Source organism: Haloarcula ordinaria (assembly GCF_029338275.1).
Classification (GTDB): Archaea; Halobacteriota; Halobacteria; order Halobacteriales; family Haloarculaceae; genus Haloarcula; species Haloarcula ordinaria.
On record NZ_CP119789.1, the window covers coordinates 795,041 to 821,732 of the forward strand.

Genomic DNA, 26,692 nt, shown 5'->3' on the forward strand with positions numbered 1-26,692 from the left:
GGACCCAGTGAACGACATGCGTCGGAGAACCGTTGTCCTCGTCGTGTTCGTCGGCCTGCTCGTGTTGGGCAGTGCTGCCGCAGCGATGCCTGGGACGGTTCTCGTCGTCGCAGACACCGACACCGGCGAGACGTATCTGACGGCGCCCGTCTCGAACGGGACGTCCGTCGGGCTCGAGTACATGCACTCCGTCGAGAAGACCCGCGTCTACGACGGGTACACGGTTCGTGGCGACGAACTCGAGATGACGCGGATGGAGTTCGAATCCTACGGCTGGGGGCTGCCGGCCCGCGAGAACGTCACTCGTGAGAACGGCACCTTCGTCTTCGACCCGCCCGGACAGTTCGAACGCATCACTGTCTCTCCCGGAGACATCGCCGGCCACACGCTCCACGTGGGCGACGAGACCTACGACCTGGTCGCGCTCTCGGACGGCAACGCCGTCGACATCTACGTGACCCACCGCTCCCCACTCGACACCTCCACTCTCGGACTGATTATCCATGGCTGACGAGCAACCACCGGACGACCCGACCGAGGACCGAGTATCGGACGAGGAAGTAGACGAGATGCTGCAGGAGATCGAGCGGAAACGCTCGCTTCAGGGCTGGGCGGCCGTCGCCGTCGCCATCGTCGGCATCTCCTTTTCTATCTTCCAGATGTGGCTGGCGGCGAAGGGGTTCGTCCTCTCTATCGACCTCCCTCTCGTCGGCGAGATACAGTTCGCGTCGCTCCAGTTGCTCCAGATCAACGCGATCCACGTCGCCTTCGGGCTGGTACTGGCGTTCATGCTCTATCCGCCGAGCACGGGCGACGGACTCTTCGCGACGCGCGCGGCGGCGTTCGCCGCGTGGCTCGATGAACAACTCGGCGCGACACACCCGGTCACACGCGCCGTCCGCCGCGTCGGTGACGGTCTGCGGTGGCTGTTCGTCGACCCCGAGTTCGACCGAATCACGCCAATCGACGCGGTGTTCATGGTCATCTCGGTGATGACCGCGGCGTACTTCATCACGGACTTCGCCGAGATCCAGCGGATGCGCGCGCTCGGCCTGGAGTCGGGCCGTCCCATCCAGGAGACGCTGCTGTTCTCCTGGCTCGAGCCCGTCGCCGGCGCGCTCGGCCCCATCACCGACGTCTCCTACGCGTTCCTGCTTGGGGTCATCGGCGTCATCCTCGTACTCGAGGCGACCCGCCGGGCCATCAGCCTCTACCTGATGCTCATCGTCGCGGCGTTCATCGTCTACGCCCGCTGGGGCTTTCTCATCCCGCAGAACGCGGCGTACGTCGGCGTGCTCTCCATCCCGCCCCTGGAGTGGCCCTCCATCATCCAGAACCTCTGGTACAACACCGAGAACGGTGTGTTCGGCATCCCGGTCACCGTCTCCGTGCAGTTCATCTACATCTTCATCCTATTTGGCGCGTTCCTGGAGATGTCCGGGGCGGGCCAGTGGTTCATCGACCTGGCCTACGCCGCGACGGGGACCCGCCGGGGCGGCCCGGCGAAGGCGAGCATCCTCGCGAGCGGCTTCATGGGCACCATCTCCGGGTCCTCCATCGCCAACACGGTGACGACCGGTGCGTTCACGATTCCGCTGATGAAACGCTCGGGCTACCGGCCCGAGTTCGCCGGCGGGGTCGAAGCCTCGGCGTCCTCCGGCGGGCAGATTCTGCCGCCCGTGATGGGCGCGGCGGCGTTCCTCATCGTCCAGTACACGGCGACGCCGTTCCGTGAGGTCATCATCGCGGCCACGATACCCGCCATCGTCTTCTTCTTTGGCGTCTGGGTGATGGTCCACTTCGAGGCGAGCAAGCGGGACATCGGGGGACTCGACCCCTCGGAACTCGTCGACATCCGGACCCACATGCGGTCGGGCTGGTTCTACCTCGTCCCCATCGGCCTGTTGCTGTACTACCTGCTGGTCGAGCGGCTCTCGGTCGCCCGGTCGGCGTGGTTCACGCTCATTGCCATCGGCGCGCTCATCGCGCTGGTCGCGGCCTACAGCGACGAGACGCGTGGCCGACTCGCGGCCATCTTCGGTCTGCTGTTCGTCGGGAACTTCCTCGGCCAGTTGCTCGCCGGCGCGAACATCATCGGGGCCATCGCCGGAACCGGGACCGGCCCGCAGTCGGTCGGTGCGGCCTTCGCGGCCACGGTCGGGGGCCTCGGTGGCATCGCCATCATCTCCGGGGTCATCACGCTGCTGACCCACCCCTTCGCGGAGGCACACTTACTGGAGTTCGACAAAGCGGTCGACGACGCCGCGGAGAACACCGCGGGCGCCATCGGCCGCTCGGAGTGGGCCAGTAACGGCGTCTACAAACTCGGGGTCTTCCTCGGGAAGTCCATGGAGGGCGGTGCGCGGACCGCCGTCCCGGTCGTCATCGCCGTCGCCGCCGCCGGTATCATCCCCGGCGTCATCAGCGTCTCCGGCCTCGGGCCGAACCTCGTAGCGCTCATCCGGGCCATCGCCGGCGGGTCGCTCCTGTTGCTGTTGCTCGTCACCGCCATCGCCTCCATCATCCTCGGGATGGGGATGCCGACGACGGTCACCTACATCATCCTGGTGTCGCTGCTCGCGCCGGCGCTGACCTCCTTCGGCGTCCCGCTGCTGGCGGCCCACCTCTTCATCCTCTACTTCGGGGTGATCGCAGACATCACTCCACCGGTGGCGGTCGCGGCGTACGCGGCCGCGGGGGTGGCAAAGTCCGACGCGTTCCAGACCGGCATCGAGGCGTTCTCGCTGTCGCTCAACAAGGCCATCGTCCCGTTCGCCTTCATCCTCTCGCCGGGCATCGTCCTGCTGCGGCGGAATCCGGGTGACCTGCCGGTCGGCGACCAGTTCCGCGTCGTCGAACTGGCGGACTTCGCCGACCCGGCGTTCGCCATCTTCGACGTGCTGATTCCGGTCGTCGGGGTGTTCCTCGGCGTCATCGCGCTGGCCGCGACGGTCATCGGCTACGTCTCAGCGCCGGTCTCGCGGGCCGAACGGACCGCCTTCGCGCTCAGTTCGGTCCTGCTGATGGCGCCCGGCCTGGTCGTCTCGACGGTCTTCGACATCTCCGGCCTGCTCGGACTGGGCGGCGGTGGGATGACGCTGGCGATGGACCTCACACTGCGTGCCGTCGGCCTCGTGCTGTTCGTCGCGCTGCTGACGAAGAACCGGCGGGCCGGGCGGGCGCTGGTCGACCAGCGACAGTCGCCGGAATCCGCCTGAGAGAACGACTTAACTCCCTGCCGGCCGACGGCCCGGGTATGCCAATCGAACAGCGCGGCGACGCCTTTCTCGTCACCCACGCGCTCGCGAAGGACGAACTCTCGCGGATTCGCGACGTCGAGACCGAACAGGTCTCGTTCCGCAAGGGGCTCGTCCGCCTGGGCCGAATCTGTGGGTACGAGATCATCGACGGCCGCATGGAGACGGAGTACGTCGAGATTCAGACGCCCCTGACCACGACGATGGGCGAGCGGGTCGTCGGCCTCGACGACGTCGTCATCGTCAACGTCCTCCGGGCGGCCACGCCTCTCGTGGAGGGCCTCCTGAAGGCGTTCCCACGGGCCCGACAGGGTGTCATCTCCGCCAGCCGCGACGAGTCGGCCGGGATGGACGAGGACGGCCAGTTCCCCATCGCCGTCGACTACGTGAAGCTGCCGGAGATAAAACCAGAGGACACTGTCATCGTCGCCGACCCGATGCTCGCGACGGGGTCGACGATGTGCACCGTCCTCGAGGAGATAACGGAGGACGGGCCGACGCCCGACACCCTCGTCGTCCTCTCGGCGGTGGCCGCGCCGCCCGGTATCGTCCGGCTCTCCGAGGCGTTCCCAGACGCCGACCTCCTGACGGTCGCCATCGACGACGAGCTCGACGAGGACGGGTTCATCGTCCCCGGCCTGGGCGACGCCGGCGACCGCGCCTTCCGGACCGATTGAACCTGCGAGGCGACAGCCTTTTTACTGGAATGGGCGAACGGAGGAGCACTCGGCGGTTCGTCCCGTCTGTTCGTCGGCTGTCGAACCCCCTTTCTTCGGCTGCAAAACCGATAAACGGCGGCGGAATCATATCTCCACCTGAACTCGCGTCAGACGTGTGCATGACGGGTCAGGGAACCACAATTTCGCCGCTGTTGTCAACAGTCGTCGAAGGCGAACTCAGTCGACGTCGATGTCGGCTCGGCCACTGGTCGCGCTCCGGAGGCGGTCACGGAGCGCGGCGCCCTCGGCCGTCGGGACCCGCACGTCGAAGGCCACGTCGGCCTCGTAGGTGGCGTCGAACTCGACGCCGGCGGACTCGAGCAGGCCACGCACGCTGCCCGAGTCGTCGTACTCGACGGTGACGCTGAACGTCTCGTGTGGCACTTCTTCGACCACGCCGGCGGCGTCGACGCCGTCCTTGACGGCCTTCGAATAGGCGCGGGCCAGACCGCCCACGCCCAGGTTCGTCCCGCCGTAGTAGCGGGTGACGACGGCGACGACGTTCTCGATATCGCGCTGCTGGAGGACGTTCAGCCCGGGTTTGCCGGCACTCCCGGTCGGTTCGTCGTCGTCGCTCGAATACTCCCGGAAGGGGTCGGCACGGACGCGGTAGGCCGGGACGTTGTGGGTCGCGTCGGCGTACGCCTCGCGGATGGACGCGACGAAGGCCTCCGCGTCCGCGACGGTGGTGGCGGGCGCGACGTGGCCGATGAACTCCGAGCCCTGCACCTCGAAGCGCGCCTCGCCCCGGTCGGCCACCGTTCGATACGTGTCTGCCACGTACCCCGGTAGCGGGGGGAGGCGAATAGCGCTTATCCTTCCGTCGACGACGCCCCGTCCGACTGTGACTCGCGACCGCCCCAGACCCGCTTGTCCAGCAGTTCGACGACCATTCCGTCGCGGACGCGGAGCTGACAGGAGAGCCGCGGGTAGCCAAAGCGGTCGGCGAGGTCGTCGTGCCAGTGGTCGGGCTTCGGGGCGTCGGCCAGCCGGACGCCGCAGGTCGCACAGATGCCGCGCCCGCCGCAGTTGAGACGCCTGGCGTACCGGCCGTGAGGCGAGAGGGCCGCATCGAGCAGGACGTCGCGCAGGACGGCACCCGGCTCGGCGGTCACCTCGTGTGTCTCGTCGTCGGGCGTCCGGACGGTGATGGTCGCCATCGAACGTAGTTGGGGGCGCCGGGGCAAAAGACTCAGGCCAGCTCGATGGTCCGCACGAAGGGTAGCGCGCGAATCTCGTTGATGAGGTCGCCGGGCAGCGCCTCGTCGGTGATGACGTAGAGGACCGCCTCGTCGGTGAACTCAGGGTCCTCGGTGAGCACCTGCCGGATGCTGATGCCGTGGTCGGCGATGGCGCTGGTGACGGTCGCGACGATGCCCGCTTCCTCGGCCTCCCGGACGTGGACGGTGATGGCCGTCAAATCGAGCACCGGTGCGAGGTCCAGCAGGCTCGGGACGGCCGAGATGTTCCCGAAGATACGCCGCAGTTCGTCGTCTGCGAGGATGGCGTCCGTGGTGGCGTTGACCACCCGGCGGTCGACGCCGGCCTCCCGGGCGATGCCGGTGTTGGGAATCTCGATGCCTCCCGAGACCACCCGCCCCTCGTCGTTGACCGAGAACCCCCGCTCCAGCAGGAGGCGGATGACGTCCTGCTGGCCCGGCGAGTCCTCGAACTTCTGCATGATCTCGTCGAACATGGTCGGAGGCACGGGGCCCGGGGGTAATATTTCACCGCTTGTGGTGCCGTTCGAACTGCACAGCGCCGGTGGCCGATTCGAGGAGCGAGGCGCTGTCGGACCTGTGTCGTCTCGCATCCGTCACGCACAGTCTGAGTCAGTCGCAGGCACGACACCCTTTATCTGTGTTCTCCTTGAATTTTCAAGCCACGGAACTACTACTGCAAACCTATGCGTTTGCGCCCCGACGATGAAGGGGCCGTTTGAGCCGGGATGCCCGGTCGAGCAGGCAGTCTGCCTTGTTCTCCTCACGTGGCGGTCACGTGGGACGCACGATACAGCACGCGCGTTCCGCAACAGCGACCACCACGCCCGTGACTGAGCCAGACCCATCCGAGATCGACGACCGACAGCATGACGACCACCAACCCGACGACGAGCCGATGGTAATCTTCGAGTTTGCCGTGCCGGCCGAGACGCTGGCACTGGAGCAGCCCCTCGCGGCGTTCCCGGACGTCGTCGTCGAACTCGAGCAGTTGGTCCCGACCAACAACAGTCCGTTGCCCTATCTCTGGACGAACGAGGAACAGCGTCCCGCGTTTCGAACGGCCGTGGCAGACGACCCGCACGTCGACCGCATCCGGAAGGTTGCGACGTTCGAGGAGGGTGTCCTGTACGGTATCGAGTGGGCCGACGACGCCGACGGGCTGTTCGACTGGATCGAGACCCAGCACGAGGAAACTGCCGTCCTCCGAGCGCGGGGACACGACGACGAGTGGATACTCCAGCTCCGGTTTCCCGACCGGGAACGGCTGTCCGAGTTCCGAACGTTCTACGAAGCCCAGGACATCGACCTGCGCCCCATCCGTCTGTACGACCTCACAGACCACATGATAGGCCAGTACGACATCACGGCGAAACAGCGCGAAGCCCTTCTCACGGCGCTCGAGATGGGACATTTCGCCATTCCCCGCGAGGCGACCCTCGAAGACGTCGCCGACTCACTCGACATCTCCGCGCGGGCCCTGTCCGAGCGACTTCGACGCGGGCAGATGGCGCTCGTCAGCAACACGCTCATGGTCGGACGACCTACTGGCGTCGGCCTCGGCGAGCAGTAGGGCCGACCAGCCGCTATCGGTATAAAACAATCAGTTGGTGAAGCCCCGCCGATTTACGGTACGGTGGTGACTATTTGGTAATGACTGAGGGCGACCGCTCGACGCTAGACGCCATCTATCAATGTCTCGCCAATACGCGTCGGAGAGACGTTCTCAGATACCTCCAGGAAGTCGACGACGGCATCGCATCGGTGGGGGACCTCGCCGACTACGTCGTCGAACAGGAGACGAACTCGCCAACGCCGAGCCGGGACAGCGTCCTCACTAACCTCTACCACACCCATCTGCCAATGCTGGCAGGAAGGGCTCGTCGAGTTCGACGAGCGGACCGAGACGGTCCGGTACAGGCACCATCCAGCGTTGGAACAGATACTGGGCGAGGAGTAATCTCCCTGTGTCGGTCGCGTGGTGGGCTCGACCCTTGCGCCTCGTACTGCCGGCTGTACGTTCGGAAAGACTCTCGGCACCCCGGGGTACCGAGTATTTTCTAAACGGTACAGCCGGCAGTATCACTCTGCAGACTCGTTGGCGGCGGTGACCGCCTGAGCCGTCTCGACCCAGTCGGTGTCCGGGAAGGGCGCAGGACGCACGTCGTAGGTGTACCGGTAGGTGTCCCCGTCCGCGTCCAGCGTGAGGCCGAACGCGTAGACGACCCCGTCGTCCAGCCCGAGGCGGAGCGTGCCATTGCGCGGCGGCGGGATGTCGGCGGCGGTCGACCGGACGCCGGTGACGCGGTAGGTGATGACGGGGACGCCGTGGTGCGTCGTCGTGTTGACGGCCGTCCACGTGTACCCGTCGAGGATGTCGGGGTGCCGGCCGATGTTCGTCGGTGCGACCTGCCCGTAGTGTGGGTCGTACCGGTAGTAGGCGTCGGTGGCGTTGTCGTAGACGAACTGTGGGTCCGAGGTGAACTGCTCTCGCTGGTGGGCCGGGAGACTGTCGGCCGGTTGGACGAACGCGTAGGTCGACCCGTTGATGTACACCTTGCCGTCGTGCCAGCGCTGGCCGACGATGGCCCCCGTGGTGGCGTCGATGTAGTAGTTACCCTCGACGAGTCGGCGCTCTTCGGGGGCGCTGTAGACGATGGCGTAGGTGTCCCAGTGTGACCGGGGCGCGTTCGAGACGTTCGTCCCGTCCGCTTCCAGCGCCGAGAGGTTGACGTGGTCCGGTCCCGCCCCCTCGGGATAGGACTGGTCCCCGTCGAGTGGGCCCGCCGGCGAGGAGCCGGGGACCGTAAGGACGGCGGCGGCCGCGACTAGCGCGAGGAGTCCGACGAGGACAACGACGAGAGAGCGGCGTTCCATACTTCGGCCGACGCCCCCCGTTCGGTAATAGGTGGGCCTGGCTCAAATCCGGCCTTGAGTCACGGCGCGGCGGCAGCGGCCGAACCTATTTGCTCGACGCCGGAGACAGTCACCGCTATGCCCAACGCACTGGCGAAGGTCGGTGGAGTGGTCGGGACGGTCGGCCTCGCCGGTATCCTCGCGTTTGGCACCCGCCACGGGCGGCCCTCCCCAGTCGCGGCCCTCCTCGGCCTCGGCGACGGGACCGTCGCGCTCGTCGTGAGCGTCCTCCTGCTGGCCGTCGGCGTCGTCCTCGTCGACCGGTCCTGGGACGGCGGCGAGAGCGAGGACTGAGCTACAGTTCGCCCTTCGTGCTCGCCACGTCCGACCGCCGCTCGTCGATGCGGGTCGCGTCGTCGAGCGCCCGCGCCAGCCCCTTGAACAGCGCCTCGACCTCGTGGTGGGCGTTCTCGCCCTCGACGCCACAGTGCAGGGTCAGGCCGGCGTTCGTCGAAAGCGAGCGACAGAAGTGCTGGGCCATGTGGCTCGTCATCCCGCCGACCTCGCGCTGGGAGAACTCGCCGTCGAAGGAGAAGTACGGCCGGCCCGAGACGTCGACGACGACGCTGGCGACGGCCTCGTCCAGCGGGACCTTCCGGTCGGCGAAGCGCTGGATGCCGCGCTTCTCGCCCAGTGCCTCGTCGAACGCCTGGCCGACGGTGATGGCGACGTCCTCGACGGTGTGGTGGGCGTCGATCTCCAGGTCGCCGTCGCACTGGACGGTGAGGTCGAACAGGCCGTGGGTGGCGAAGGCGCCCAGCATGTGGTCGAAGAAGCCCACGCCGGTGTCGACGGTGGCCTCGCCGGCCCCGTCGATGTCGAGCGTTACGTCGATGTCCGTTTCGGCCGTCTCGCGTGTCACGGCCGCCGTCCGGTCGGTCATACGCGATACGTCACGGGCCGCGTATTTGGGGGTTGCGCCCGCTAGCAGATGAGATGGTCAGTATCCCGACTCTGGTGGAGAGTGCGAAAGCCCCCTTTCAGTCCCACCCACGGCGGTTGGTCACGTGGCGACACGCCAGCGGAGACGAGTGTCCGGGCGGTTCTCGGCACATCCCGCACCCAGCGCGTGGTGAGGACCGTCAGAGAGGGGCAGCGTCACCGCTCGCTCGCGCGCCCGGCGAGCAGTTCGGTACCGACGACGAGCGCGAGCAACAGGCCGGCCGGGACGAGGAGCAGTTGCATGGCGAATGCGACGCCCGAACCGCCGATGACGAAGCCCATCACGGCCGGCGTGGTGGCGATGCCCAGCGCGGAGGCGACGGCGGCCATCGAGTTGACCGGGGCGCTGTGTTCCGGGACCGCCTCGGTGCCGTAGGCGAGCAACGTGGGGTAGAGCCCCGACACGGTCAGCCCGACGGCGAAGAAGCCGACCAGCAGCCATAGCCCCTCGGCGACGAAGAAGGTGAACGCCAGCGTGGGAATCAGCACGGCGGCCAGGCCGATACTCAGGCCGACGTACCCGAACCGCTCGGAGAGCTGGCTGGAGGCCAGGCGGCCGGGGATGTACGCGACGAGCATGACGCTCAGCGAGGCCGTCGAGAGCGGCCCGGCGAGTCGCCCCTCGGCGAAGGTCGTCAGCCAGGTGAACAGGCCGCCCTCGACGGCCGTCGAGCAGAACACCGCGAGTGCCATCGCCACCACCTCGGGGCGGCGGGCGATGCGGCGCAGTTCCGAGAGGTCGAGCGGGTCGTCACCGCCGTTCTCCTCGGGGGCCGGGAGCCACCAGACGAGCGCCGCGACGGGGACGAACGCCAGTGCGAGCGTGAAGTAGGCCAGCCGCCAGTTCCCCAGCGCGACGGCTACGGCGACCAGCACCGGCCCTATCGTCGCGCCGACGGCCCACATCATATCGTAGTACCCGAAGATTCGCCCGCGCTCGTCGGGGTAGAGGTGGCTCAACAGCGGCCGGTCGGTCCCCCGGCCGACGCCGGTCAGCATCCCGCGGCCCAGGAGCGCCGCCAGGAAGAGCGTGAACGACGGCGCGACCCCCATCAGGAGGATGCCGGCGCCGGTGCCGACGACGCCGAGCACGAGCAGTTTCCGGGTCTCGAACCGCCCGGCGACCGCACCGACGAGGACCACCACGACCAGGAACCCCACGGTGCCCGCGGGCGCGACGAGGCCCAGTTGCCAGTCGGTGACGGGGAACGTCCGGCGGAGTTCCGGGACGACGGCCCCGCGCATCTGGAGGCCGGCGCCCTCGAGGAGGACGTAGGCGAAGACGGCGGCAGTCCACCACCGCCGAGTGTCGCGCCCGGTGCCGGACTCGCTGTTCGCCGTCTCGTTCATACTCGACCCTCCAAGGGCTTCTGGAAAAATATTTTGTATATAGTTACACAACTATTTCGCATGACCTCCGACCTACTCCGTGACCACCTGTCGACGTTCGGCCTCTCCGAGAAGGAGATCGCCGCCTACCTCGCCGTGTTGCGCGCGGGCGAGGCGACCACGAAGGAGGTCTCGCGCGCCGCAGACGTCTCGCAGGGGTACGTCTACGAGCTCGCCGGGTCGCTCACCGAGCGGGGCCTGGTGACCGTCGACGAGACGGCCAGCCCCACGGTATTGCGAGCGCGGCCGCCCGAGGAGGCCGTCGGGTCGCTGTCGGCACGTCTCGACCAGATTGGGGAGCGCATCGAGACGCTGTACGACGAGCCCACCGAACCCGAGGCCGCCGTCGAGGTGCTCCACTCGCGGACGACGGTCCGCAAGCGCGCCCGACGCGCGCTCGAAGACGCCAGTCACGAGGCGTTCCTCGTCCTCCCGTTCCCGGAGGTCGAGCAGGTGCGCGATACGCTGTCGGCCGCCCGCGAGCGCGGCGTCTTCGTCTACCTGCTCGCCATCTCGCCGCTCGGGGACGCTGCCGTCGACTGGCACCGCTACGCGGACGTCGTCCGGACGTGGGAGGTGCCCGCCCCCGTCTACGCCATCACCGACGGGACGCGGGGACTGATGGGCCCACACGGGGTCCTCTCGGGCCGACACGGCTCGGAGTATGCGCTCGGGTTCGCCCAGCGGGACATCGGCGAGGCGTTCTACGGCAACGCGGTGAGCAACTTCTGGCCGATGGCGACGACCCAACACGTCGCCGACCCCGACCCGCTCCCGGCGTCCTACGAGCACTTCCGGACCGCCGTGACCAACGCGGCGCTCCACCGGGCGACGGGCCGTGACCTGCTTGCCGACGTCACCGTCCGCGACGTCGAGACCGGCGACCGGGCCGCCTACGAGCGCGTCCCGGTCGTCGCCGTCCGGCAGAACCTGGTCGGCGAGGCGACCAACGACTTCCCCATCGAGAACGGCATGGCGTTCGAGACGCCGGACGGTCGGGTCGCGGCCGGCGACGGTGGCGGCGGTATCATCCCGTTCTACGAGGGCTACGCCGCCGAGACGGTGACGCTGTACGGCGGGTCGTAGGCCCCTCACTCGGGGCCGACGCCGGTGATCTCGAACCGGAGGCCACCCTCGGGGCTGTCGCTCGCGGCGACCGACCACCCGTGGGCCTCCACGACCTCCCTGACCGTCGCGAGCCCGAACCCGGTTCCCTCCGGCTTGGTCGTGACCGCGCGTTCGAAGATGTCGGCCGCCGGGACGTCGTCGAGGCCCACCCCGTCGTCCTCGACGTAGAAGCCGTCGGCCAGCGGCCCGACGCGGACTGTCACCGAGGAATCGGCCCGCTCGCTGTCGGTCCCGTGTTCGACGGCGTTCCGGAACAGATTCTCGAGCACCTGTCGGAGCCGCGAGTCGTCGGCCTGGAACCGGCAGTCACCGTCGACGCGGAGGCGGGCCGTCCCCGTCTCGACGGTGGCCCAGCACGCCTCGGACACCGCCTGGAGGGACACGTGGGCCGTCTCGCCGACGGCCTGGCCCGCCCTGGCCAGCGCTAGCAGGCTCTCGACCAGCTCCGACATCCGCTCGTGTGCGCGCTCGACCTCGTCCAAGTGCTCGTTCTCGCCCGTCTGGCGCGCGAGCGCGAGGCGCCCGGTCGCGACGTTCAGCGGGCCACGCAGGTCGTGGGAGACCACGGCGGCGAACTCTTCGAGCTGGCGGTTCTGCTGTTCGAGCACCTCTCGCGTTTGGTTTCGGTCGGTGATGTTCTGGGCGACGGCCATGCCGGCGGCGACTGCGCCGTCCTCGTCATGGATGGGGAGCACCTGGACGTGGTAGTCTCTGCCCTGGTAGCTGTCCTCGAAGGACTGCTCCTCGCCGGCCAGCGCGGCCCGGTAGGCGTCTTCGAGCACTGCGGCGTTCGCCGGTGGGAAGACGTCGGCCGGACGCTTGCCGACCATCTCCTCGGCCGACAGCCCGCCGTTCTCGAGTTCGTCCCCGCCGACGACGGTGAACCGGAGGGCTTCGTCGAACAGGAACACGCCGCCGTTCGGGAAGTGCTCGACGAGGCCGTCGAACAGCTCGCGGCTCCGCTGGAGGTCGCGTTCGCGCTGCTTGCGTTCGGTCACGTCGCGAGCGAACCCCTGGACGACGACCGTCTCGCCGTCCTCTCGGATGGGTGTCGCGCTCACCGCCACGTCGAACTCCTCCCCGTCGCCGTCGACGAGTCTGAGCTCCAGCCCGCGGACCGTCTCGCCGGCGACGACGCCGGCGAACCCCTCGACGGCGTCGGCCATGCTCTCCGGCGTGACGAGCGTCTCGAAGGAGGTTCCGAGCAGTGCTCCCCCCCGGCGTCCGTAACAGCTCTTCGCTGACCGGCGAGACGTAGGTGAACCGGCCGTCGGTATCCGTCCGGAAGATGCCGTCCGGGCTGAGCTCGGCCATCTCGCGGAACTGCTGGTCGCGCTCGCGTTCCCGCCCCTCGGCCGCCTGGCGCTGAATCGCGGTCCCGAGGATGGCCGCGACGTTCTCGACGAAGGTGACGTCCTGGTCGGTGAACGGACGGTCGGCCGGTCCGAACGCAGTCAGGGCTCCCCATCGTTGGTCGGTGGGCCCTACGACGACACCGATACCCCTGGTGTCGCTGCTGGCGACCTGTCGTTGGAGCGTGCCGGCGGTGTCGACCGGGAGGTCGTCGAGGAAGACGGCGTGGCCCTGCTCCAGTGCGGACCGCGCCAGTGTGGCGGCTCGTGCCTCGTCCACCGCCGGGGCAGCCGTCGGAGTACCGTGGGCGCTCGTGACGGCGCTGAGTCCGCCATCTCGCGACCGCTGCTCGAAGACCCAGCCCGACTCGCAGTCGAGTCGGTCGGCGACGAGCGCTATCGCCTCCTCGAGTAGCGCCGCCCTGTCGCCGCTCTCGAGCGCGCGGTATCCCAGCTGTGCGATGGCCTCGTGCTGGCGCGTCCGCCGCGCCAGGTCCCTGGACGTCTGATATCGTGCTACGGCGTTCTTGATGCGGTTGGCGAGCACGGTGTACTGGTCGGCCCCGACCGTCTTCTGGACGTAATCGGTCACGCCGGTCGCGATGGCCTCGCTGGCGACGGCCTCGGACCCGCGGCCGGTAAACAGGATGAACGGGAGGTCCGGGAACTCCGCCCGAACGGCCTCGAGGAACTCGATACCGTCCGACCCGGGCATGTCGTAGTCGCTGACGACGCAGTCGACGGGGACGCTCGCCAGGACCTCGTGGCCCTCGCTGGCGCTGGTCGCCGTCAGGACCGAACAGTCGAACGCTCGCTGCAGCAGGGGCTCGCTCGTCTCGAGGAGTGCGGGGTCGTCGTCGACGTGGAGAACGGTAGTGTGGGGGGGCATAGAGCGTCTCGTGGCGTGGCGGCCCACAGCGCGAGCCGCCGTGTATCGCCGCCGTCGTTACCGACCGGTCACCATGGACCGACAGGTGAGGATGCCGTCGGCGGTGATTCTGAGCTGGTAGTCGTCGTAGGAGAACTGGACCTGGACGGACTGGTCGGTGTTCCGGTCGAACGACCCGGTGAGGAGTCGCGAGAGCGCGTCCGAGTCGACGACGTCGTACAGCGGCGGGAACTCGAGCACGTCGCGGTCGGCGTGTTCCGCGAGCGCCCGGACGATGGCGCTCCCCACGTCCGTCTCGTGGTCCCACGAGAAGTTGCCGAGCACGTTCCACTCCTCGCCCGCGCCGTCCGCCTCGAGTGTCCTGCTGGTCGTCGTCACCTCTCGAACCGCGGCCGCGAGCGTCTCGAGCGACGCGCCGGCGTTGCCCTGGTCCCCCTTCCGGAGGTACCGCTCGACCTTCTTGACCGGGAGGGCGTCGCGCTCGCTCCCCGAGTACAGAATCGTCCGCAGCTCGGGGTACCTCTCCTTGGCCACCGACACGAACGACCGCCCGTCCTCGGTCCTGATGCCGTCGCTGACGAGACAGTCGACCGGCGTCGACATCAGCGTCTCGAGCGCTTCCTCTGCCGACCCCGCGCCCACCGGTGTAACCTCCGCGCTACGACCGAAGAAATCGACGTACAGCTCCAACTCAAGCGGTTCGTCGTCGACGAAAAGCACCGTCGTTGATCTACCCTGTTCCATACGACCGGTTCGATAGTCACTGAGATAACTCTTTGCGTTACGTCCCAGTTACGCTCTATCTGGCGGTGATACGGCGCCGTTAGCGGTGTTCTTCGACGGCGTCCGCCGCGGCTTCGAGCGTGAACGCCCCCTGGTACAGCGCGCTGCCGACGACGACGGCGGCGGCGCCGGTGTCTGCCAGTTCGAGCACGTCGTCGATAGTCGCGACGCCCCCGCTCGCCACCACCGGGATGTCGACGGCTTCGACCACGTTCCGGACCGGCTCGGTCCGCACGCCTTCGAGCTGGCCTTCGACGTCGACGTCGGTAAAGAGGATGCCGCCGGCCCCCAGCTCCGCGTACCGCTGGGCGGCCCTGGCGGGGTCCAGTCCGGTGCCTTCGGTCCAGCCGGCGACGACGACCTCGCCGTCTTTCGCGTCCAGGCTCACCAGCACACTCCCGGGGTGTTCGGCACTGATCGCTTCGACGATGTCGGGGTTCTCGATGGCGGCGGTCCCGAGGATGACGCGGTCGACGCCGCGGTCCAGCAGCGAGACGGCGTCCTCGACGGTGCGGATGCCACCGCCGAGTTGCACGTCGACGTCCGCCCCGACCGCGTCGAGGACGGCGTCTATCGCGTCGGCGTTCTGTCGCTCGCCCTCGAACGCCCCGTCGAGGTCGACGAGATGCAGCGTCCGCGCGCCCGCGTCGACCCACCGCTGTGCCGCCTCGACGGGGTCGCCGTACGTCTTCCCGGTGCCACGCTCGCCGCCGACCAGCTGGACGACCTGCCCGTCTTGCATGTCGACGGCGGGGACGACCTCGAATTCGGGGAACATGCGCGACCGTCCGACCGGGCGCGTCGAAAGCGTGTCGGTCCCAGGCCGTCGCCGCGCTCTTCTCACCTAAACCCCCGTGGTGTGTCTCCGACCCGTCCGACTGCAGTCTGCCACTTTCACTTTCACCCTCCTGTTAACGAGCCTTTATCACCCCGGACGCACAAGCCACGTCCATGTCCGCAAGTGAGGACCTCGAAGACCTGCCGGGCGTCGGTCCGGCGACGGCAGAGAAGCTCAAAGAGAACGGGTTCGACTCCTACCAGGGAATCGCAGTCGCCTCACCCGGCGAGCTGTCGAACACGGCCGACATCGGCGAGTCGTCGGCCGCCGACATCATCAACGCCGCCCGCGAGGCCGCCGACATCGGTGGCTTCGAGACCGGTTCGACCGTGCTCGAACGCCGCGAGCAGATCGGCAAGTTGACCTGGGGCGTCGAGGAGGTCGACGAACTGCTCGGTGGTGGCATCGAGACCCAGTCCATCACCGAGGTGTACGGCGAGTTCGGGGCCGGCAAGTCCCAGGTGACACACCAGATCGCCGTCACGGTCCAGACGCCGGCCGAGCACGGCGGCCTCGAAGGGAGTGCCATCTTCATCGACTCCGAGGACACGTTCCGCCCCGAGCGAATCGAGCAGATGGTCCGCGGCCTCGACGACGAGGTCATGGAGGACACGATGGTCCTGCACGGCATCGCCGAGGAGGGCGAGGCCGACGCCACCGACGAGGCGCTGTTCGACGCGCTCGTCGAGTCGATGCTCGACAAGATCCACGTCGCGAAGGCGTTCAACTCCAACCACCAGATTCTGCTGGCCGAGAAGGCCCAGGAGATCGCCAGCCAGTCCCAGGACGAGGAGTTCCCCGTCCGCCTGCTCGCGGTCGACTCGTTGACCGCTCACTTCCGCGCCGAGTACGTCGGCCGTGGTGAGCTGGCCGACCGCCAGCAGAAGCTCAACAAGCACCTCCACGACCTGATGCGCGTGGGCGACCTCAACAACACCGCCGTCGTCGTCACGAACCAGGTGGCGTCGAACCCCGACTCCTTCTTCGGCGACCCGACCCAGCCCATCGGCGGCAACATCCTCGGTCACACCTCCACGTTCCGGATGTACCTCCGCAAGTCCAAGGGTAACAAGCGCATCGTCAAGCTCGTCGACGCGCCGAACCTCCCCGACGGCGAGGCCGTCATGCGCGTCGAGGAAGGCGGCCTGATGGACGAGTAGGCCCGCGACCGGCCATTGGCGACATGCGTCACTTTTTATCCCCACACTCCTAACGGTGGGCAAGTGACCGACGTTCCGACCGACCGGACCCGCCTCGTCGAGGCGGCGTTCGACGAGCTTCCAGACCAGGTCGCCGTTCTCGACGCCGAGGGAGTAATCCGGCTGACGAACCACTCGTGGGACACCTTCGGGTTCGAGAACGGCGTCGACGGCGACGTCGATATGGTCGGCCAGAACTACCTGACGGTCTGTCGCGACTCGCCCGACGAGATGTCGACGGACGTCGCCGACGGGATTGAGTCGGTCATCGAGGGAGACGCCGAGGAGTTCTCGCTGGAGTACCCGTGTCATACGCCCGACGAGCGGCGCTGGTTCACCGTTCGTGTGACCCCGTTCGAACTGGACGGCGAGTCACTCGTCCTCGTCGTCCACACCGACGTCACCGAGCGGCACCTGGCCGAGGCGAGCGTCACCGAGCGCAACGAACTGCTGGAACAGGTCGCCGGGATTCTCAGCCACGACCTCCGCAACCCGTTGTCGGTGGCGCTCGCACACGCCGAGATGGCCGTGAGCGGCGAAGCACCCGACGAGGACCACGCGGCCGACGTCCTGGAGTCGCTCCAGCGGATGAACGACATCATCGACGACGCGCTCATGCTCGCCCGTGGGACCGAACCCACCGAGCTGGACGACGTGGACCTCGAATCGACGGCCCGGGACGCCTGGGACCAGGTGTCGACCGATGGTGCGCAACTCACCGTCACGGGGACGATGCTGGTCGGGGCCGACGAGAGCCTCCTGGCCCAGCTGTTCGAGAACCTCTTTCGAAACGCCGTGGAACACGGCGCGACGGCCGAGCGTGGGGCCGACGACCTGACGGTGACTGTCGAACCCCGCGACGACGGATTCGCCGTCGCCGACGACGGGCAGGGCATCCCCGACGCGAAACTCGACCAGGTGTTCGAGCCCGGGTTCTCGACGAACAAGGACGACGGCGGCACCGGACTCGGCCTGCCCATCGTCAAGCGAATCGCCGACGCCCACGGCTGGACCGTCCGTGCGGAGGCCGCGCCGGACGGCGGCGCGATGTTCGCCGTCAATGTATGAGTTCTCCCGCGTCGGACGTCACCGACGCTAGTCTTCGCTACCTGTGACCGGGTCGCTCAGGGCCGTGTCTAACCCCTTCGTTTCGTGTCCACCACCGCGCCGTCCGGCGTCTTTCACCCGTCTGACGAACCGGAGTGAAAGTGGTGTGGATGATACCGAACCGCAAGACGGCGGAACATCTCCTGGTGAAACGGAGGGGTTCGGCGTGAAAACCGCGAGACGTGGGTGAGATTCGACCCGTGACCGGGGGCTAGCGCGTCGCCTGCAGATTCGGGGCTTTCCCTGCCGGGTCAGTCGCCGGCGGACTTCATGCCCGTGCCGTCCAGGTCCGCACCGCCCACCGACGACCGCAGGGCGTCCATGCCGTCGTCCCGGTCGATACCGAAGTTGTCGGCGTACAGCGCCTGGACGCGGTCGTACTCCTCGTCGCTGAGCGGCGGCGTGTCGGGGGCCGCCGCCCACTCGTCGATATCGTCTGTCGTCCGGAACGTCGGCGTCACCGAGGCCATCTCGTCGTGGTAGAGGAGCCACTGGATGGCCGCCTGGCCCAGCGTACGCTCGCCGTCGCGTTCAAGGAATCTGATGGATTCCACCTTCTCCCACCCGGTCTCGTACCACTCGCTCGGGCGGTGCGCGCGGTGGTCACCCTTGCCCAGCTCGGTCTCGGGCGTGACCTGCTCGTTGAGCAGGCCCGAGGAGTGGGGCACGCGAGCGATGACGGAGGTGTCGGCCTCGTGCTCGCGGATGGTGTCGAGGAAGTGCTGGCCGGGGGTCTGCTCGAAGAGGTTGAAGACGGTCTGGACGACGTCGAACTCCTCGGCGACGGCGGCGTCCCCCTCCGCGAGCCAGCCGATGGATGGGCCGAGCGCCCAGCCGACGGCGTCGACTTTCCCCGCATCGCGAAGGTCGTCGAGCGTCGCCAGGACGTCCTCGTCGACCTCGTCGACGTTGGCGTTGTGGAGCATCAGCAGGTCGACGTGGTCCATGTCGAGGCGGTCGAGCGAGCGGTCGAGCGCCGTCTCGATCCACTCGGGCGTGACCTTCTTGGGCAACTCGCCGTGGCCGGCCTGCGGGTTGTTGTAGAAATCGTAGCCCACCTTCGTGGAGACGGTGACCTCGTCGCGGCGGTCGGCGAGTGCCTCGCCGATGATCTCCTCGCTGTCGCCGTGGCCGTAGACGTCGCCCGTGTCGAAGAACGTCACGCCCTGGTCGACCGCGTGCTCGACCATCTCGACGGCGTCCTCGCGCGTCCGGTCGCCCCACCAGTCGGTCCCGACGACCCAGGCCCCGAAGCCCACTTCGGAGACCTCCACGTCCGTGTTTCCGAGTGTCCGGTAGTTCATACCCCCAGTTACGGCGCTGCGCACTTAGCCATCTTGGTTCTCGGGCCGGTCGCTCGCGTCGGCGGTGCGCCGGAGCGTCGGCGTCGCGACGGCTTCGAGCACCGCGACAGCGCCGTACTCGCGGCGGACCCACCAGGCGAGCGCGCCCGACCCGACCACCAGCAGCGGAAGGGCGACGAGCCCACCCTCGGGGCCGAACGACCCGCCGGTCACCAGCGGGAGGCCCGTCGTCTCTGTGCCGAGCAGCGCCGCGCCAGTCGGGATGCCGCTGACCGGGAAGCCGTACAGCCCGAGGGTGTAGTTCCAGGCGACGTGGAAGCCGGCGGCGATGCCCAGGCGACCGGTGAGGACGTAACACGCGCCCAACAGGACGCCGTACAGGGTGATGTTGGTGACGCTGAGCAGCGACGCGCTGGGGTTGGTCGCGTGCAGGACGCCGAAGAGCGCTCCCGTCAGGACCGTCGCGACGACGGTGGCGCGCCACTTCCCGAACGCGCCGGCGAGTCCTTCGGCGGCGTTGGTCAGCAGGTACCCCCGGACGAGGACCTCCTCGGTGGTGGCCTGGACGAGGAAGAACACCGCCAGCAGGACCAGGCGGGTCGCCGCGCCGGTCCCGCCGAATCCGATTGGACCGCCGGACTCGGTCACGAGCACGCCGGTAATCGTCACCAGTCCGGCGGTGAGTTCGACGACCAGGACGACCGTCGGCAGGGCGACCCCGAGCGCGAGCCCGAAGGCGGCGTCGCGCCACCACTGGCGGTCCAGCTCCAGTCCGAAGTCCACCAGTCGGCGGCGGTCGAGCAGATACCCCACACCGAGGCCACTGCCCAGCGCGGCGACCCACACCCAGGTGGTGCGGGCGAGGTTTCGCAGGGCTGCCCCGAGACCGGTCCCGTTCCCCGGGGGGAGCACCGAAGCGGCGAGCCCGGCGAACACCACCGTCAAGAAGAGGGTCCCGACCACCCAGATGGTGACCCGCCACGGCGACCGCAGGCGTCGCTCGGTCGGATTGACGATGTACCCCCGGAGCTCCGTTGCGAAGTCCGACCTGGCCATGGCGGCCAGTCACCCGGCGGCGTCTTAACAGATACGCCACGGACGGCCCGTGACACCGTTTGTCGTGGCGTCGGTGTTACCGGGTAGTGCCCACGTAACGGAAACCACTATCTGCCCTGGAATCCAGGTACGGCACATGACCAAACGCCACGTGTCGCTCCCGCCCATCGCCGAGGAGGGTCTCCGGGCGTTCATCGACGAGGTCGACGAACGACTGTCGGGTCCCGAAGAGACCTGCGACGTGGTGACCGACGTCCTCGTGGACCTCCACGGCGACCGGGAGGCCTACGAGCGCTGGCAGTCCGGCGGCGACGTCTCGCCAGCCGAACGGGTCCGCCTGCAGGGGTACGACCCCTGCAACACGACCCTGGAGAGCGAGTACTACGCCGAGAAAGACGAGGAGCAGTTCAAACACTCCAAACACCTCCAGTGGCTCTGGCGACAGTTCGACGCGACGCCGATGGCCGACAACGTCGAGTTCGCCCTGCGCTTCCGACGGATGCTGGCCGACCACCTCTTCGCCGAGTGCGGGGACCACTGCCGTTTCTTCAAGAACATCAGCGTCACCTACGGCCACAACATCGAGGTCGGCGACAACGTCGTCGTCCACGACGACGTCCACCTGGACGACCGCGGGAAGCTGACCATCGGCGACCGCGTCTCCATCTCTGACGACGCCCACATCTACAGCCACGACCACGACGCCGTCGACCAGACACACGTCGAGAACTACCACACGATAATCGAGGACGACGCCCGCGTCACGTACGACTCGATGGTCCGTGCCGGCGTCCGCGTCGGCGAGAACGCCATCCTCGCGGCGAAGTCCATCGCGAGCAAGGACGTCCCCGCCCACCACATCGCCGCCGGGACGCCCGCGAAGTCCATCGCGGTCAAGGACGGCTGGGCGTCCGTCGCCGACCCGCTCGAGGACGCGAACGTCGACCGCCGGGAGGAGCGCCACATCCCCTCCGAGCTGCCCGACAACCTGAACCAGTTCGACGAGTTCCAGCGCGACCTCTCGCCGCCGGACCAGTAGCCCTCGCTATCGCCTTCGGGAATCGGAGAGCAACACAAAAATACGCCGAGTGCCAACGCTCCCTATGCAGGTCTGGGGCTGGCTTCTGGTGTACCTCGTCGGGTTCGGACTCGTACAGCTACTGCTCTACCGACGCTTCGGCCGCCGTGAGTCGACACCGCGCGGGAACTCGCAGTCGGCCGCCCCATCGGGGTCGCTCGGTCCGTCGGCGTCGTCGGTCGTCGAGTGCCGCCACTGCGGCGCGCGAAACGAGGCCGTCCGGACCGTCCGATACTGTCAGGCCTGTGTCGAGCCCCTCGACTAACCTTTGGTCCCGGAGCCCATCCACCCACCATGCGAAGTCTGGCTATCAACGTCGGCGCCAACACCAACGAGCCGGGGTTCCGCGCCCCGCTCTTTCCGGACGGCTCGTTCGAGTACATCCCCATCCCGGAGTCCGAGCCCACGAGCGACCCGGTGCCGACGTACGCCGACCTCGACCTGACGACGGACGTCAGCAGCGTCGCCGACCGACCCGTCCACTTCGACCCCGAGTTCCCCGAGGCCGGCGGCGAGCGCTACACCTACGGCGACGAACACGGCGTGAAGGCCGGGCCGATAGCGTCACTCTCGACCGGTGACTACCTCGTCTTCTACGCGACGCTCTCGACGCCGTCGGACCCGCCCGACTGGGCGCCGCCCCGGTGGGGCGCGTTCGTCATCGGTCACTTTCGCCTGGCCCGGCCGCCGGTCACCGGTGCGGACTACGCCGGCCTCTCACCAGCGGAGCGGGTGACCTTCGACTCGAACGCCCACGTCAAGCGCGACCCGTTCGACGCCCGCGTGCTGGTCCTCGGCGACCCAGACGCGTCTCGGCTCTACGACACCGCCGTCCCGCTATCGACGCCCGACGCCGGCACCGAGGCCAACTGGCTGGTGACCGACTGCTCGGTCGATTCGGGGAAGGGCCCGTGGTGGCGCCGCCCGATGCGCTTCGACGAGACGGGCACCGAGCGGCTGCTCGCCGCCGTCGATGCCGCTCCTGTAATCGACCAATCAAAATGAGTTATCAGGGGTGAAAACAGAGTACGAAAGCATATGTCCAGACGCGCACATGCTGGTGGTATGCGTCTCTCGACCGGTGTTCCCGGATTCGATACTCTCGTCGAAGGTGGCCTCCTCTCGAATCGGCTCTACGTCGTCAGCGGGCCACCCGGGAGCGGGAAGACTACGTTCTGCTCGCAGTTCATCACGCAGGGGGCCAAGGAGGGGGAGTCCTGTCTCTACGTCACCATGCACGAGACCAAGTCGGAACTCATGCAGGACATGGCCGGCTACGACTTCGGCTTCGACCGGGCGATGCAGTCCGACGCCATCCAGTTTCTCAACCTCGTCACCGAGAGCGGCAAGCGGACCATCACGCAGTTCGGCAGCGACGGCGGCCTGACGAACCGGCTGGTCGCGTTCATCGAGCACAACGACATCCAGCGGGTCGTCATCGACTCGACGATGCTGCTGCAGCACTTCATGCAGGACGTCGACAGCGAGATAACCGGCTTCCTCTCGGCGCTCAAGCAGACCGAAGCGACGACGCTGCTCATCTCCGAGATGACCGACCCCTCCTCCTACAGCGACGAGCACTATCTGGCCCACGGCGTCGTCTTCTTCCACAATTTCCTCGAGAAGGGGAGCATGACTCGCGGGGTCCAGGTCATCAAGATGCGCGGGACAGCCATCGACTGTGACATCCGCAAGATCGAGTTCACCGACCAGGGCCTGAACGTCTCGGACGAGAAGGTCCAGACGTAGCCACCATGAGCCTCTACGAGCGCAAGTACGACACCGGGTGGGACGCCCTCGAGAAGGACGAGGCGACCGACCGCGCCTACGCCATCGGCGTCGCCGAGCGCTTCGGCGAGTACAACCGCGAGGAACTGGAAGCCATCTACCACGAGATGGACTCGGCGTACCACCGGAGCATGGTGGAACTCGCCTACGACGAGGGGCGAAACGAGGCCAAGGAGGCCGCCACGGCAGGTGACCCCGACAAGGAAGCCGTCTGGGCCGAGCTGGTCGAGGGCGAGAAGACGTACGTCCACGTCGACGACGCCCCGACCGGCGGGCGCGACGGCCTCCCGAAGGCGCTCGAACCGACTGAGCTGCTCGACAGGCAGGACGTCGATAGCACCGAAGCGACCTCCCGCCCGGGCTTTCTCGACCGGTAGTCGCGCCGCACCCGACCGCTCCGCTCACGGTGTGGCGTCGAAAAACGAGTCGTACTGCCGGGTGCCCTCGGCCCTATCGGCTCAGAACGAGACCTGTTCGGGACCGTGCTCGCCCATCGCGATTGGGTCGCGGTCGGAGTAGCCGACGCGGCCGATGGCCTTGCTCGACATGCCCGAGCACGCCGTCAGCATCGCGTCTTCGGCCGTCTCGAACGTCTCGGGACCCGACCGTTCCAGCGCGTCGGCCAGCGTCTCTGTGCCGTTGGGCAACTCGAGGACCATGTCGCCGTTCGCTTCGACGAGCTCGTCGGTGGTCATCGGGTACGTGTGCGATTCGAACGCGGTCTGAACCTCTGTCAGTAGCCTCATGGCCGGAGAAAGTTAACGGTCGATAATAAACCTTAACTATTGATTATTATAATGTCGTACAATGTGTATAAGGACCATGGTGCCGTGTGGCGAATCCGACCGAAGATTCTTCGCCCTGGGGACCCCTCTCGGCGGTATGGTCGCCGCCGATTTACACGTCCACACGACGCGCTCGGACGGGACGCTGACGCTCTCGTCGCTCCCGGCCGCCGCGAGCCGCGCGGGGGTCGACGCGGTCGCCGTCACCGACCACGATCGACTCCACCCCGACCTCGAGGCGCCGCTCACGACCCACGACGGCCTGACCGTCGTCAGCGGCGTCGAGCTGCGGGTCGACACCGGCGACCAGCGACTCGACCTGCTTGGGTACGGCGTCGACCCGACCGACGCGCTCACAGCCGAGTGCGCCCGCATCCAGCGCGACCGCCGCGAGCGGGGCCAGCGAATCATCGACCGCGTCGAGGACCGCCTCGGCGTCTCGCTGGACCTCGAACCCCGCGACGGGCTGGGCCGTCCGCACATCGCCCGGGCCATCGCCGACGCGACCGACTACACGTTCCAGGGTGCGTTCGACGACCTCATCGGGGACGACTGCCCCTGTTACGTCGAGCGCGACGTCCCCCGCTTCGAGCGGGGCCGCGACCTGCTCGCCGACGCCTGTGGCCTCGTCGGCCTCGCACACCCGTTCCGTTATCCCGACACCCCGGCCGCGCTCGACCACTGCGCGTCGCTCGACGCCGTCGAATACTGGTACCCCTACGGCCGTGCCGTCGACGACACGATGCTCGATGACGCAATCGAAGACTACGACCTGGTCCCCACCGGCGGGAGCGACGCCCACGGCGAGTCCGTCGGTGAGACCGGCCTCGACGAACGGGCCTGGAACCTGGTCCGCGAGGCCCTCGACGTCTGACACTCGGCATGCGGAATCAGAGGGTTCAATGTCGGCCAGCCCCTCTACTCAGGTATGCAGTGTCACTACTGCGACCGTGATGCCGACGTCGCCGTCGAGAAAGACGGAGTCAAGGTCGGGGTCTGTACGGACCACTTCCGCGAGCAGATGGCCGAACTCGAGGACGCCGACTGGATCGAGGAGCTCGACGAGCAACTCGACATCGACCGTCGAGAGTAGTCGCCCCGCCCCAGCTACCACTTTAGCATACCCCTCCCAACCGCCACCCATGGAGAAAGTACGGCTCTCCGACCTCGAGTCACGCATGGGTCCCGCCGACGTCAAGCGCCCGCTCTCGCCGGCACTCGGTGCCGAGCACGTCTCGCTGAACTACTACGAACTCGCACCGGGTGAGACCTTCGGCCTGGGCTATCACCGTCATTCGGACCAGGAGGAGCTGTTCTACGTCCAGTCGGGGACCGCGACCTTCGAGACCGAGGACGGCGACGTGACCGTCGCGGCGGGTGAGGCGGTTCGATTCGCGCCCGGCGAGTGGCAACTGGGTCGTAACGCCGGCGAGGAACGCGTCGTCGCGCTGGCCCTGGGCGCGCCACAGACCACGGGCGACACGGAGATGCACCGCGACTGTCCCGAGTGCGAGGAGCGCACCCGCCACTCGATTGAGCTGGCCGGGGACCGTGACGCGCTCCTGACTGTCTGTACGACGTGTGGCACAGAGACCGGCCGCTACACCTGACTCTCGCACGAGGGCATCGCGACTCCCGTTACAGCTGGACCGTCTCGCCGAGCTCCGGCGCGCTCGCGTCGTACCCGTCCTCACGGAGCGTCGCCGCGAACGGCCCACACCGGTCGCCGTGATTGACCAGCACTTCTTTGTCGCGGTAGGCCGCCAGAAACTCGCGGAGCCCCTCGCGGTCGGCGTGTGCGGAGAAGTCGTGGAGTTCGACCGTCGCGCTCACCGACAGCATCCGCCCGTCGAACTCGGCGCGCCCGGTCTCCAGCAGTTCCCGACCGGGGGTTCCCTGGACCTGGTAGCCGGTGAGCGCCACCGTATTCGTCGGGTGGCCGCGGATGGCGGGCACGTACGTCATCGCCGGGCCACCGTTGAGCATCCCGGAGGTGGTGATTATCACGGTGTTCTGCTGGGCGATGCGCTCGCGCTGCCCGTTCCGGCCGTCGACGTACCGCGCGTTCGACCGGGCACCGCGCAGCGCCTCGGCGTCCCGGAGGAACTCGGGGTGGTCGACCAGGGTATCGGTCACCCGCTGGCCCATCCCGTCGACGTAGCAGTCCACGTCGTGAGCGGCACAGACGAGCATCGCTTCTTGCGTGCGGCCGATGGCGAAAGCGGGGACGACGACGGTCCCGCCCTGCCACACCGTCTGTCGCAGGCTCTCGACGAACCGCCGTTCGACGCTGTCACGGTCCTCGTGGCTCGCGTCCGAGTACGTCGACTCGCAGATGACGGCGTCCGCTTCGGGGCGGGCCGTCGTCGCGTCGACGAGTCGCTGGCGGCCGGTGTGGAAGTCGCCGGAGTAGAGAAGGCGCGTCTCTCCGTCGTCCACGAGGACGTGGGCGCTCCCGGGGATGTGGCCGGCCTCGTACAGTGTCACCTCGTAGCCGGCGGCCTCGAAGGACTCCCCGTAGCCGTGGGGCACGGACGCCTGGGTGAGTCGGTGGACGTCCGTCCCGGTGAACGGACAGCGCGGCGTCGAGCCGTGCAGTTTCAGCGTGTCCTCGGCGAGCGTCAGCGCCAGGTCGCGCGTCGGCGGCGTCCAGTGGACCGGCGGCAGGTCACCCGCGCCCATCAGCGCGGGGACGGCCCCGACGTGGTCGAGGTGGCCGTGGCTGACGACCACCGCGTCGGGGTCGACGTCGCCGACGGGGTACTGGGGCGGCGACTCGCTGGCCATCCCGTAGTCGAGCAACAACCGGTCGTCGACCAGGACGGCACTCCGTCCGATTTCGCCGGCCCCGCCGAGGAACTGGACCTCCATCGCCCGTTCGTACCGCCCGCGGATGCTTCCCTCCGTCGGTTCGTCACCGGAACGGCGTCGTCGGCGCGCGA

The 26,692-nt window shown here is 67.9% G+C and carries 30 protein-coding genes and 2 pseudogenes; 17 read left to right on the plus strand and 15 right to left on the minus strand.

All coding sequences use genetic code 11. The annotated features are described in order from the left end of the window. Window positions 1–16: 16 nt before the first annotated feature. From P1L41_RS04210 to upp, 3 genes are read left to right on the plus strand one after another with little or no spacing between them, the layout of a single operon-like run. Window positions 17–511 carry a DUF1850 domain-containing protein gene (locus tag P1L41_RS04210; protein ID WP_276297619.1) on the plus strand — a complete coding sequence of 165 codons (495 nt, stop codon included), beginning with the start codon at window positions 17–19 and terminating at the stop codon, window positions 509–511. Beyond that, window positions 504–3,218: a TRAP transporter permease gene (locus P1L41_RS04215; protein WP_276297620.1), complete on the plus strand. Its 2,715-nt coding sequence runs from the start codon at window positions 504–506 to the stop codon at window positions 3,216–3,218. The genes P1L41_RS04210 and P1L41_RS04215 overlap by 8 nt, the downstream gene beginning before the upstream one ends. 38 nt (window positions 3,219–3,256) lie before the next feature. Beyond that, window positions 3,257–3,934: a uracil phosphoribosyltransferase gene (gene upp / locus P1L41_RS04220; protein ID WP_276297621.1), complete on the plus strand. Its 678-nt coding sequence runs from the start codon at window positions 3,257–3,259 to the stop codon at window positions 3,932–3,934. Between the two features lie 219 nt (window positions 3,935–4,153). Here the strand turns inward: upp and P1L41_RS04225 are convergent, their stop codons facing one another. From P1L41_RS04225 to P1L41_RS04235, 3 genes are read right to left on the minus strand one after another with little or no spacing between them, the layout of a single operon-like run. Then, window positions 4,154–4,756: an IMPACT family protein gene (locus P1L41_RS04225; RefSeq protein ID WP_276297622.1), complete on the minus strand. Its 603-nt coding sequence runs from the start codon at window positions 4,754–4,756 to the stop codon at window positions 4,154–4,156. A 32-nt stretch (window positions 4,757–4,788) separates the two neighbouring features. Continuing rightward, window positions 4,789–5,136, minus strand: a complete 348-nt coding sequence (locus P1L41_RS04230) for a 2Fe-2S iron-sulfur cluster-binding protein (protein WP_276297623.1) — start codon at window positions 5,134–5,136, stop codon at window positions 4,789–4,791. A 32-nt stretch (window positions 5,137–5,168) separates the two neighbouring features. Next, the gene (locus tag P1L41_RS04235) at window positions 5,169–5,672 is read right to left on the minus strand and encodes a TrpY family transcription regulator (RefSeq protein WP_276297624.1); all 504 of its coding nucleotides are present in this window, start codon (window positions 5,670–5,672) and stop codon (window positions 5,169–5,171) included. A gap of 353 nt (window positions 5,673–6,025) precedes the next feature. On the opposite strand from P1L41_RS04235, the gene P1L41_RS04240 reads away from it, so the two are divergent. Next, a complete protein-coding gene (locus tag P1L41_RS04240) occupies window positions 6,026–6,769 on the plus strand; it encodes a helix-turn-helix domain-containing protein (protein ID WP_276297625.1) in 744 nt (247 codons plus the stop codon). 80 nt (window positions 6,770–6,849) lie between these two features. Continuing rightward, window positions 6,850–7,260, plus strand: coding sequence for a DUF7344 domain-containing protein (locus P1L41_RS18590; RefSeq protein WP_419181088.1), 411 nt, complete (start codon window positions 6,850–6,852; stop codon window positions 7,258–7,260). A gap of 18 nt (window positions 7,261–7,278) precedes the next feature. Here the strand turns inward: P1L41_RS18590 and P1L41_RS04245 are convergent, their stop codons facing one another. Further along, window positions 7,279–8,073: a hypothetical protein gene (locus P1L41_RS04245; RefSeq protein WP_276297626.1), complete on the minus strand. Its 795-nt coding sequence runs from the start codon at window positions 8,071–8,073 to the stop codon at window positions 7,279–7,281. A gap of 117 nt (window positions 8,074–8,190) precedes the next feature. On the opposite strand from P1L41_RS04245, the gene P1L41_RS04250 reads away from it, so the two are divergent. Continuing rightward, window positions 8,191–8,406 (plus strand): hypothetical protein, encoded by a 216-nt coding sequence (locus P1L41_RS04250; protein ID WP_276297627.1) that lies wholly within the window; start codon window positions 8,191–8,193, stop codon window positions 8,404–8,406. 1 nt (window position 8,407) lies between these two features. Here the strand turns inward: P1L41_RS04250 and hisB are convergent, their stop codons facing one another. Together hisB and P1L41_RS04260 are read right to left on the minus strand one after the other, a co-directional pair. Continuing rightward, a complete protein-coding gene (gene hisB / locus P1L41_RS04255; protein WP_276297628.1) occupies window positions 8,408–8,995 on the minus strand; it encodes an imidazoleglycerol-phosphate dehydratase HisB in 588 nt (195 codons plus the stop codon). Between the two features lie 215 nt (window positions 8,996–9,210). Then, complete coding sequence (locus P1L41_RS04260; RefSeq protein ID WP_276297629.1) at window positions 9,211–10,404, minus strand: MFS transporter; 1,194 nt, start codon at window positions 10,402–10,404, stop codon at window positions 9,211–9,213. Between the two features lie 60 nt (window positions 10,405–10,464). Here P1L41_RS04260 and P1L41_RS04265 point away from each other — a divergent pair, with 60 nt between their 5' ends. Continuing rightward, entirely contained in the window at window positions 10,465–11,529 is a 1,065-nt protein-coding gene (locus tag P1L41_RS04265) for a TrmB family transcriptional regulator (RefSeq protein WP_276297630.1), read from the plus strand. Window positions 11,530–11,534: 5 nt separating this feature from the next. On the opposite strand, the gene P1L41_RS04270 is transcribed toward P1L41_RS04265, so the two are convergent. The 5 genes and pseudogenes from P1L41_RS04270 to hisA all read right to left on the minus strand — a co-directional run bounded on the left by P1L41_RS04270 (window position 11,535) and on the right by hisA (window position 15,373). After that, window positions 11,535–12,569 (minus strand): sensor histidine kinase, encoded by a 1,035-nt coding sequence (locus P1L41_RS04270; RefSeq protein WP_379788449.1) that lies wholly within the window; start codon window positions 12,567–12,569, stop codon window positions 11,535–11,537. Continuing rightward, a pseudogene (locus tag P1L41_RS18595) lies at window positions 12,549–12,803 on the minus strand (PAS domain S-box protein); the annotation flags it as partial. The pseudogene P1L41_RS18595 and the gene P1L41_RS04270, both read right to left, overlap by 21 nt. Then, window positions 12,700–13,812 (minus strand): annotated as a pseudogene (locus P1L41_RS18600) (GAF domain-containing protein); the annotation flags it as partial. The pseudogenes P1L41_RS18595 and P1L41_RS18600, both read right to left, overlap by 104 nt. A 57-nt stretch (window positions 13,813–13,869) precedes the next feature. After that, a complete protein-coding gene (locus P1L41_RS04285; RefSeq protein ID WP_276297631.1) occupies window positions 13,870–14,556 on the minus strand; it encodes a HalOD1 output domain-containing protein in 687 nt (228 codons plus the stop codon). Between the two features lie 79 nt (window positions 14,557–14,635). Then, on the minus strand, window positions 14,636–15,373 hold the full coding sequence (gene hisA / locus P1L41_RS04290; protein ID WP_276297632.1) for a 1-(5-phosphoribosyl)-5-[(5-phosphoribosylamino)methylideneamino]imidazole-4-carboxamide isomerase: 738 nt from the start codon (window positions 15,371–15,373) through the stop codon (window positions 14,636–14,638). 173 nt (window positions 15,374–15,546) lie between these two features. Here hisA and radA point away from each other — a divergent pair, with 173 nt between their 5' ends. Further along, window positions 15,547–16,593: a DNA repair and recombination protein RadA gene (gene radA, locus P1L41_RS04295; RefSeq protein WP_276297633.1), complete on the plus strand. Its 1,047-nt coding sequence runs from the start codon at window positions 15,547–15,549 to the stop codon at window positions 16,591–16,593. Between the two features lie 63 nt (window positions 16,594–16,656). Next, window positions 16,657–17,700 (plus strand): sensor histidine kinase, encoded by a 1,044-nt coding sequence (locus P1L41_RS04300; protein ID WP_276297634.1) that lies wholly within the window; start codon window positions 16,657–16,659, stop codon window positions 17,698–17,700. A gap of 290 nt (window positions 17,701–17,990) precedes the next feature. On the opposite strand, the gene P1L41_RS04305 is transcribed toward P1L41_RS04300, so the two are convergent. Next, window positions 17,991–19,043, minus strand: a complete 1,053-nt coding sequence (locus P1L41_RS04305) for an aldo/keto reductase (RefSeq protein WP_276297635.1) — start codon at window positions 19,041–19,043, stop codon at window positions 17,991–17,993. A 24-nt stretch (window positions 19,044–19,067) separates the two neighbouring features. Further along, window positions 19,068–20,099, minus strand: coding sequence for a CPBP family intramembrane glutamic endopeptidase (locus P1L41_RS04310; protein WP_276297636.1), 1,032 nt, complete (start codon window positions 20,097–20,099; stop codon window positions 19,068–19,070). A gap of 136 nt (window positions 20,100–20,235) precedes the next feature. On the opposite strand from P1L41_RS04310, the gene P1L41_RS04315 reads away from it, so the two are divergent. From P1L41_RS04315 to P1L41_RS04335, 5 genes are all read left to right on the plus strand, one after another. Then, on the plus strand, window positions 20,236–21,138 hold the full coding sequence (locus P1L41_RS04315) for an acyltransferase (protein ID WP_276297637.1): 903 nt from the start codon (window positions 20,236–20,238) through the stop codon (window positions 21,136–21,138). Window positions 21,139–21,202: 64 nt separating this feature from the next. After that, window positions 21,203–21,442: a DUF7577 domain-containing protein gene (locus P1L41_RS04320; protein ID WP_276297638.1), complete on the plus strand. Its 240-nt coding sequence runs from the start codon at window positions 21,203–21,205 to the stop codon at window positions 21,440–21,442. A gap of 29 nt (window positions 21,443–21,471) precedes the next feature. Beyond that, window positions 21,472–22,182: an Nmad3 family putative nucleotide modification protein gene (locus tag P1L41_RS04325; protein ID WP_276297639.1), complete on the plus strand. Its 711-nt coding sequence runs from the start codon at window positions 21,472–21,474 to the stop codon at window positions 22,180–22,182. A gap of 60 nt (window positions 22,183–22,242) precedes the next feature. Then, window positions 22,243–22,926, plus strand: a complete 684-nt coding sequence (locus P1L41_RS04330) for an RAD55 family ATPase (protein ID WP_276297640.1) — start codon at window positions 22,243–22,245, stop codon at window positions 22,924–22,926. A 5-nt stretch (window positions 22,927–22,931) separates the two neighbouring features. Continuing rightward, complete coding sequence (locus P1L41_RS04335) at window positions 22,932–23,342, plus strand: DUF8057 family protein (protein ID WP_276297641.1); 411 nt, start codon at window positions 22,932–22,934, stop codon at window positions 23,340–23,342. 81 nt (window positions 23,343–23,423) lie between these two features. On the opposite strand, the gene P1L41_RS04340 is transcribed toward P1L41_RS04335, so the two are convergent. Next, window positions 23,424–23,711, minus strand: coding sequence for a DUF5789 family protein (locus P1L41_RS04340; RefSeq protein WP_276297642.1), 288 nt, complete (start codon window positions 23,709–23,711; stop codon window positions 23,424–23,426). 136 nt (window positions 23,712–23,847) lie between these two features. Here P1L41_RS04340 and P1L41_RS04345 point away from each other — a divergent pair, with 136 nt between their 5' ends. The 3 genes from P1L41_RS04345 to P1L41_RS04355 are packed head-to-tail and all read left to right on the plus strand — an operon-like array spanning window position 23,848 to window position 25,360. Further along, on the plus strand, window positions 23,848–24,624 hold the full coding sequence (locus P1L41_RS04345; RefSeq protein WP_276297643.1) for a PHP domain-containing protein: 777 nt from the start codon (window positions 23,848–23,850) through the stop codon (window positions 24,622–24,624). 54 nt (window positions 24,625–24,678) lie between these two features. Continuing rightward, on the plus strand, window positions 24,679–24,843 hold the full coding sequence (locus tag P1L41_RS04350; RefSeq protein WP_276297644.1) for a DUF6757 family protein: 165 nt from the start codon (window positions 24,679–24,681) through the stop codon (window positions 24,841–24,843). Between the two features lie 49 nt (window positions 24,844–24,892). Next, window positions 24,893–25,360 (plus strand): cupin domain-containing protein, encoded by a 468-nt coding sequence (locus P1L41_RS04355; RefSeq protein WP_276297645.1) that lies wholly within the window; start codon window positions 24,893–24,895, stop codon window positions 25,358–25,360. A gap of 28 nt (window positions 25,361–25,388) precedes the next feature. Here P1L41_RS04355 and P1L41_RS04360 read toward each other — a convergent pair whose 3' ends face one another. Then, window positions 25,389–26,621, minus strand: coding sequence for an MBL fold metallo-hydrolase (locus P1L41_RS04360; protein ID WP_276297646.1), 1,233 nt, complete (start codon window positions 26,619–26,621; stop codon window positions 25,389–25,391). Window positions 26,622–26,692: the final 71 nt, after the last annotated feature.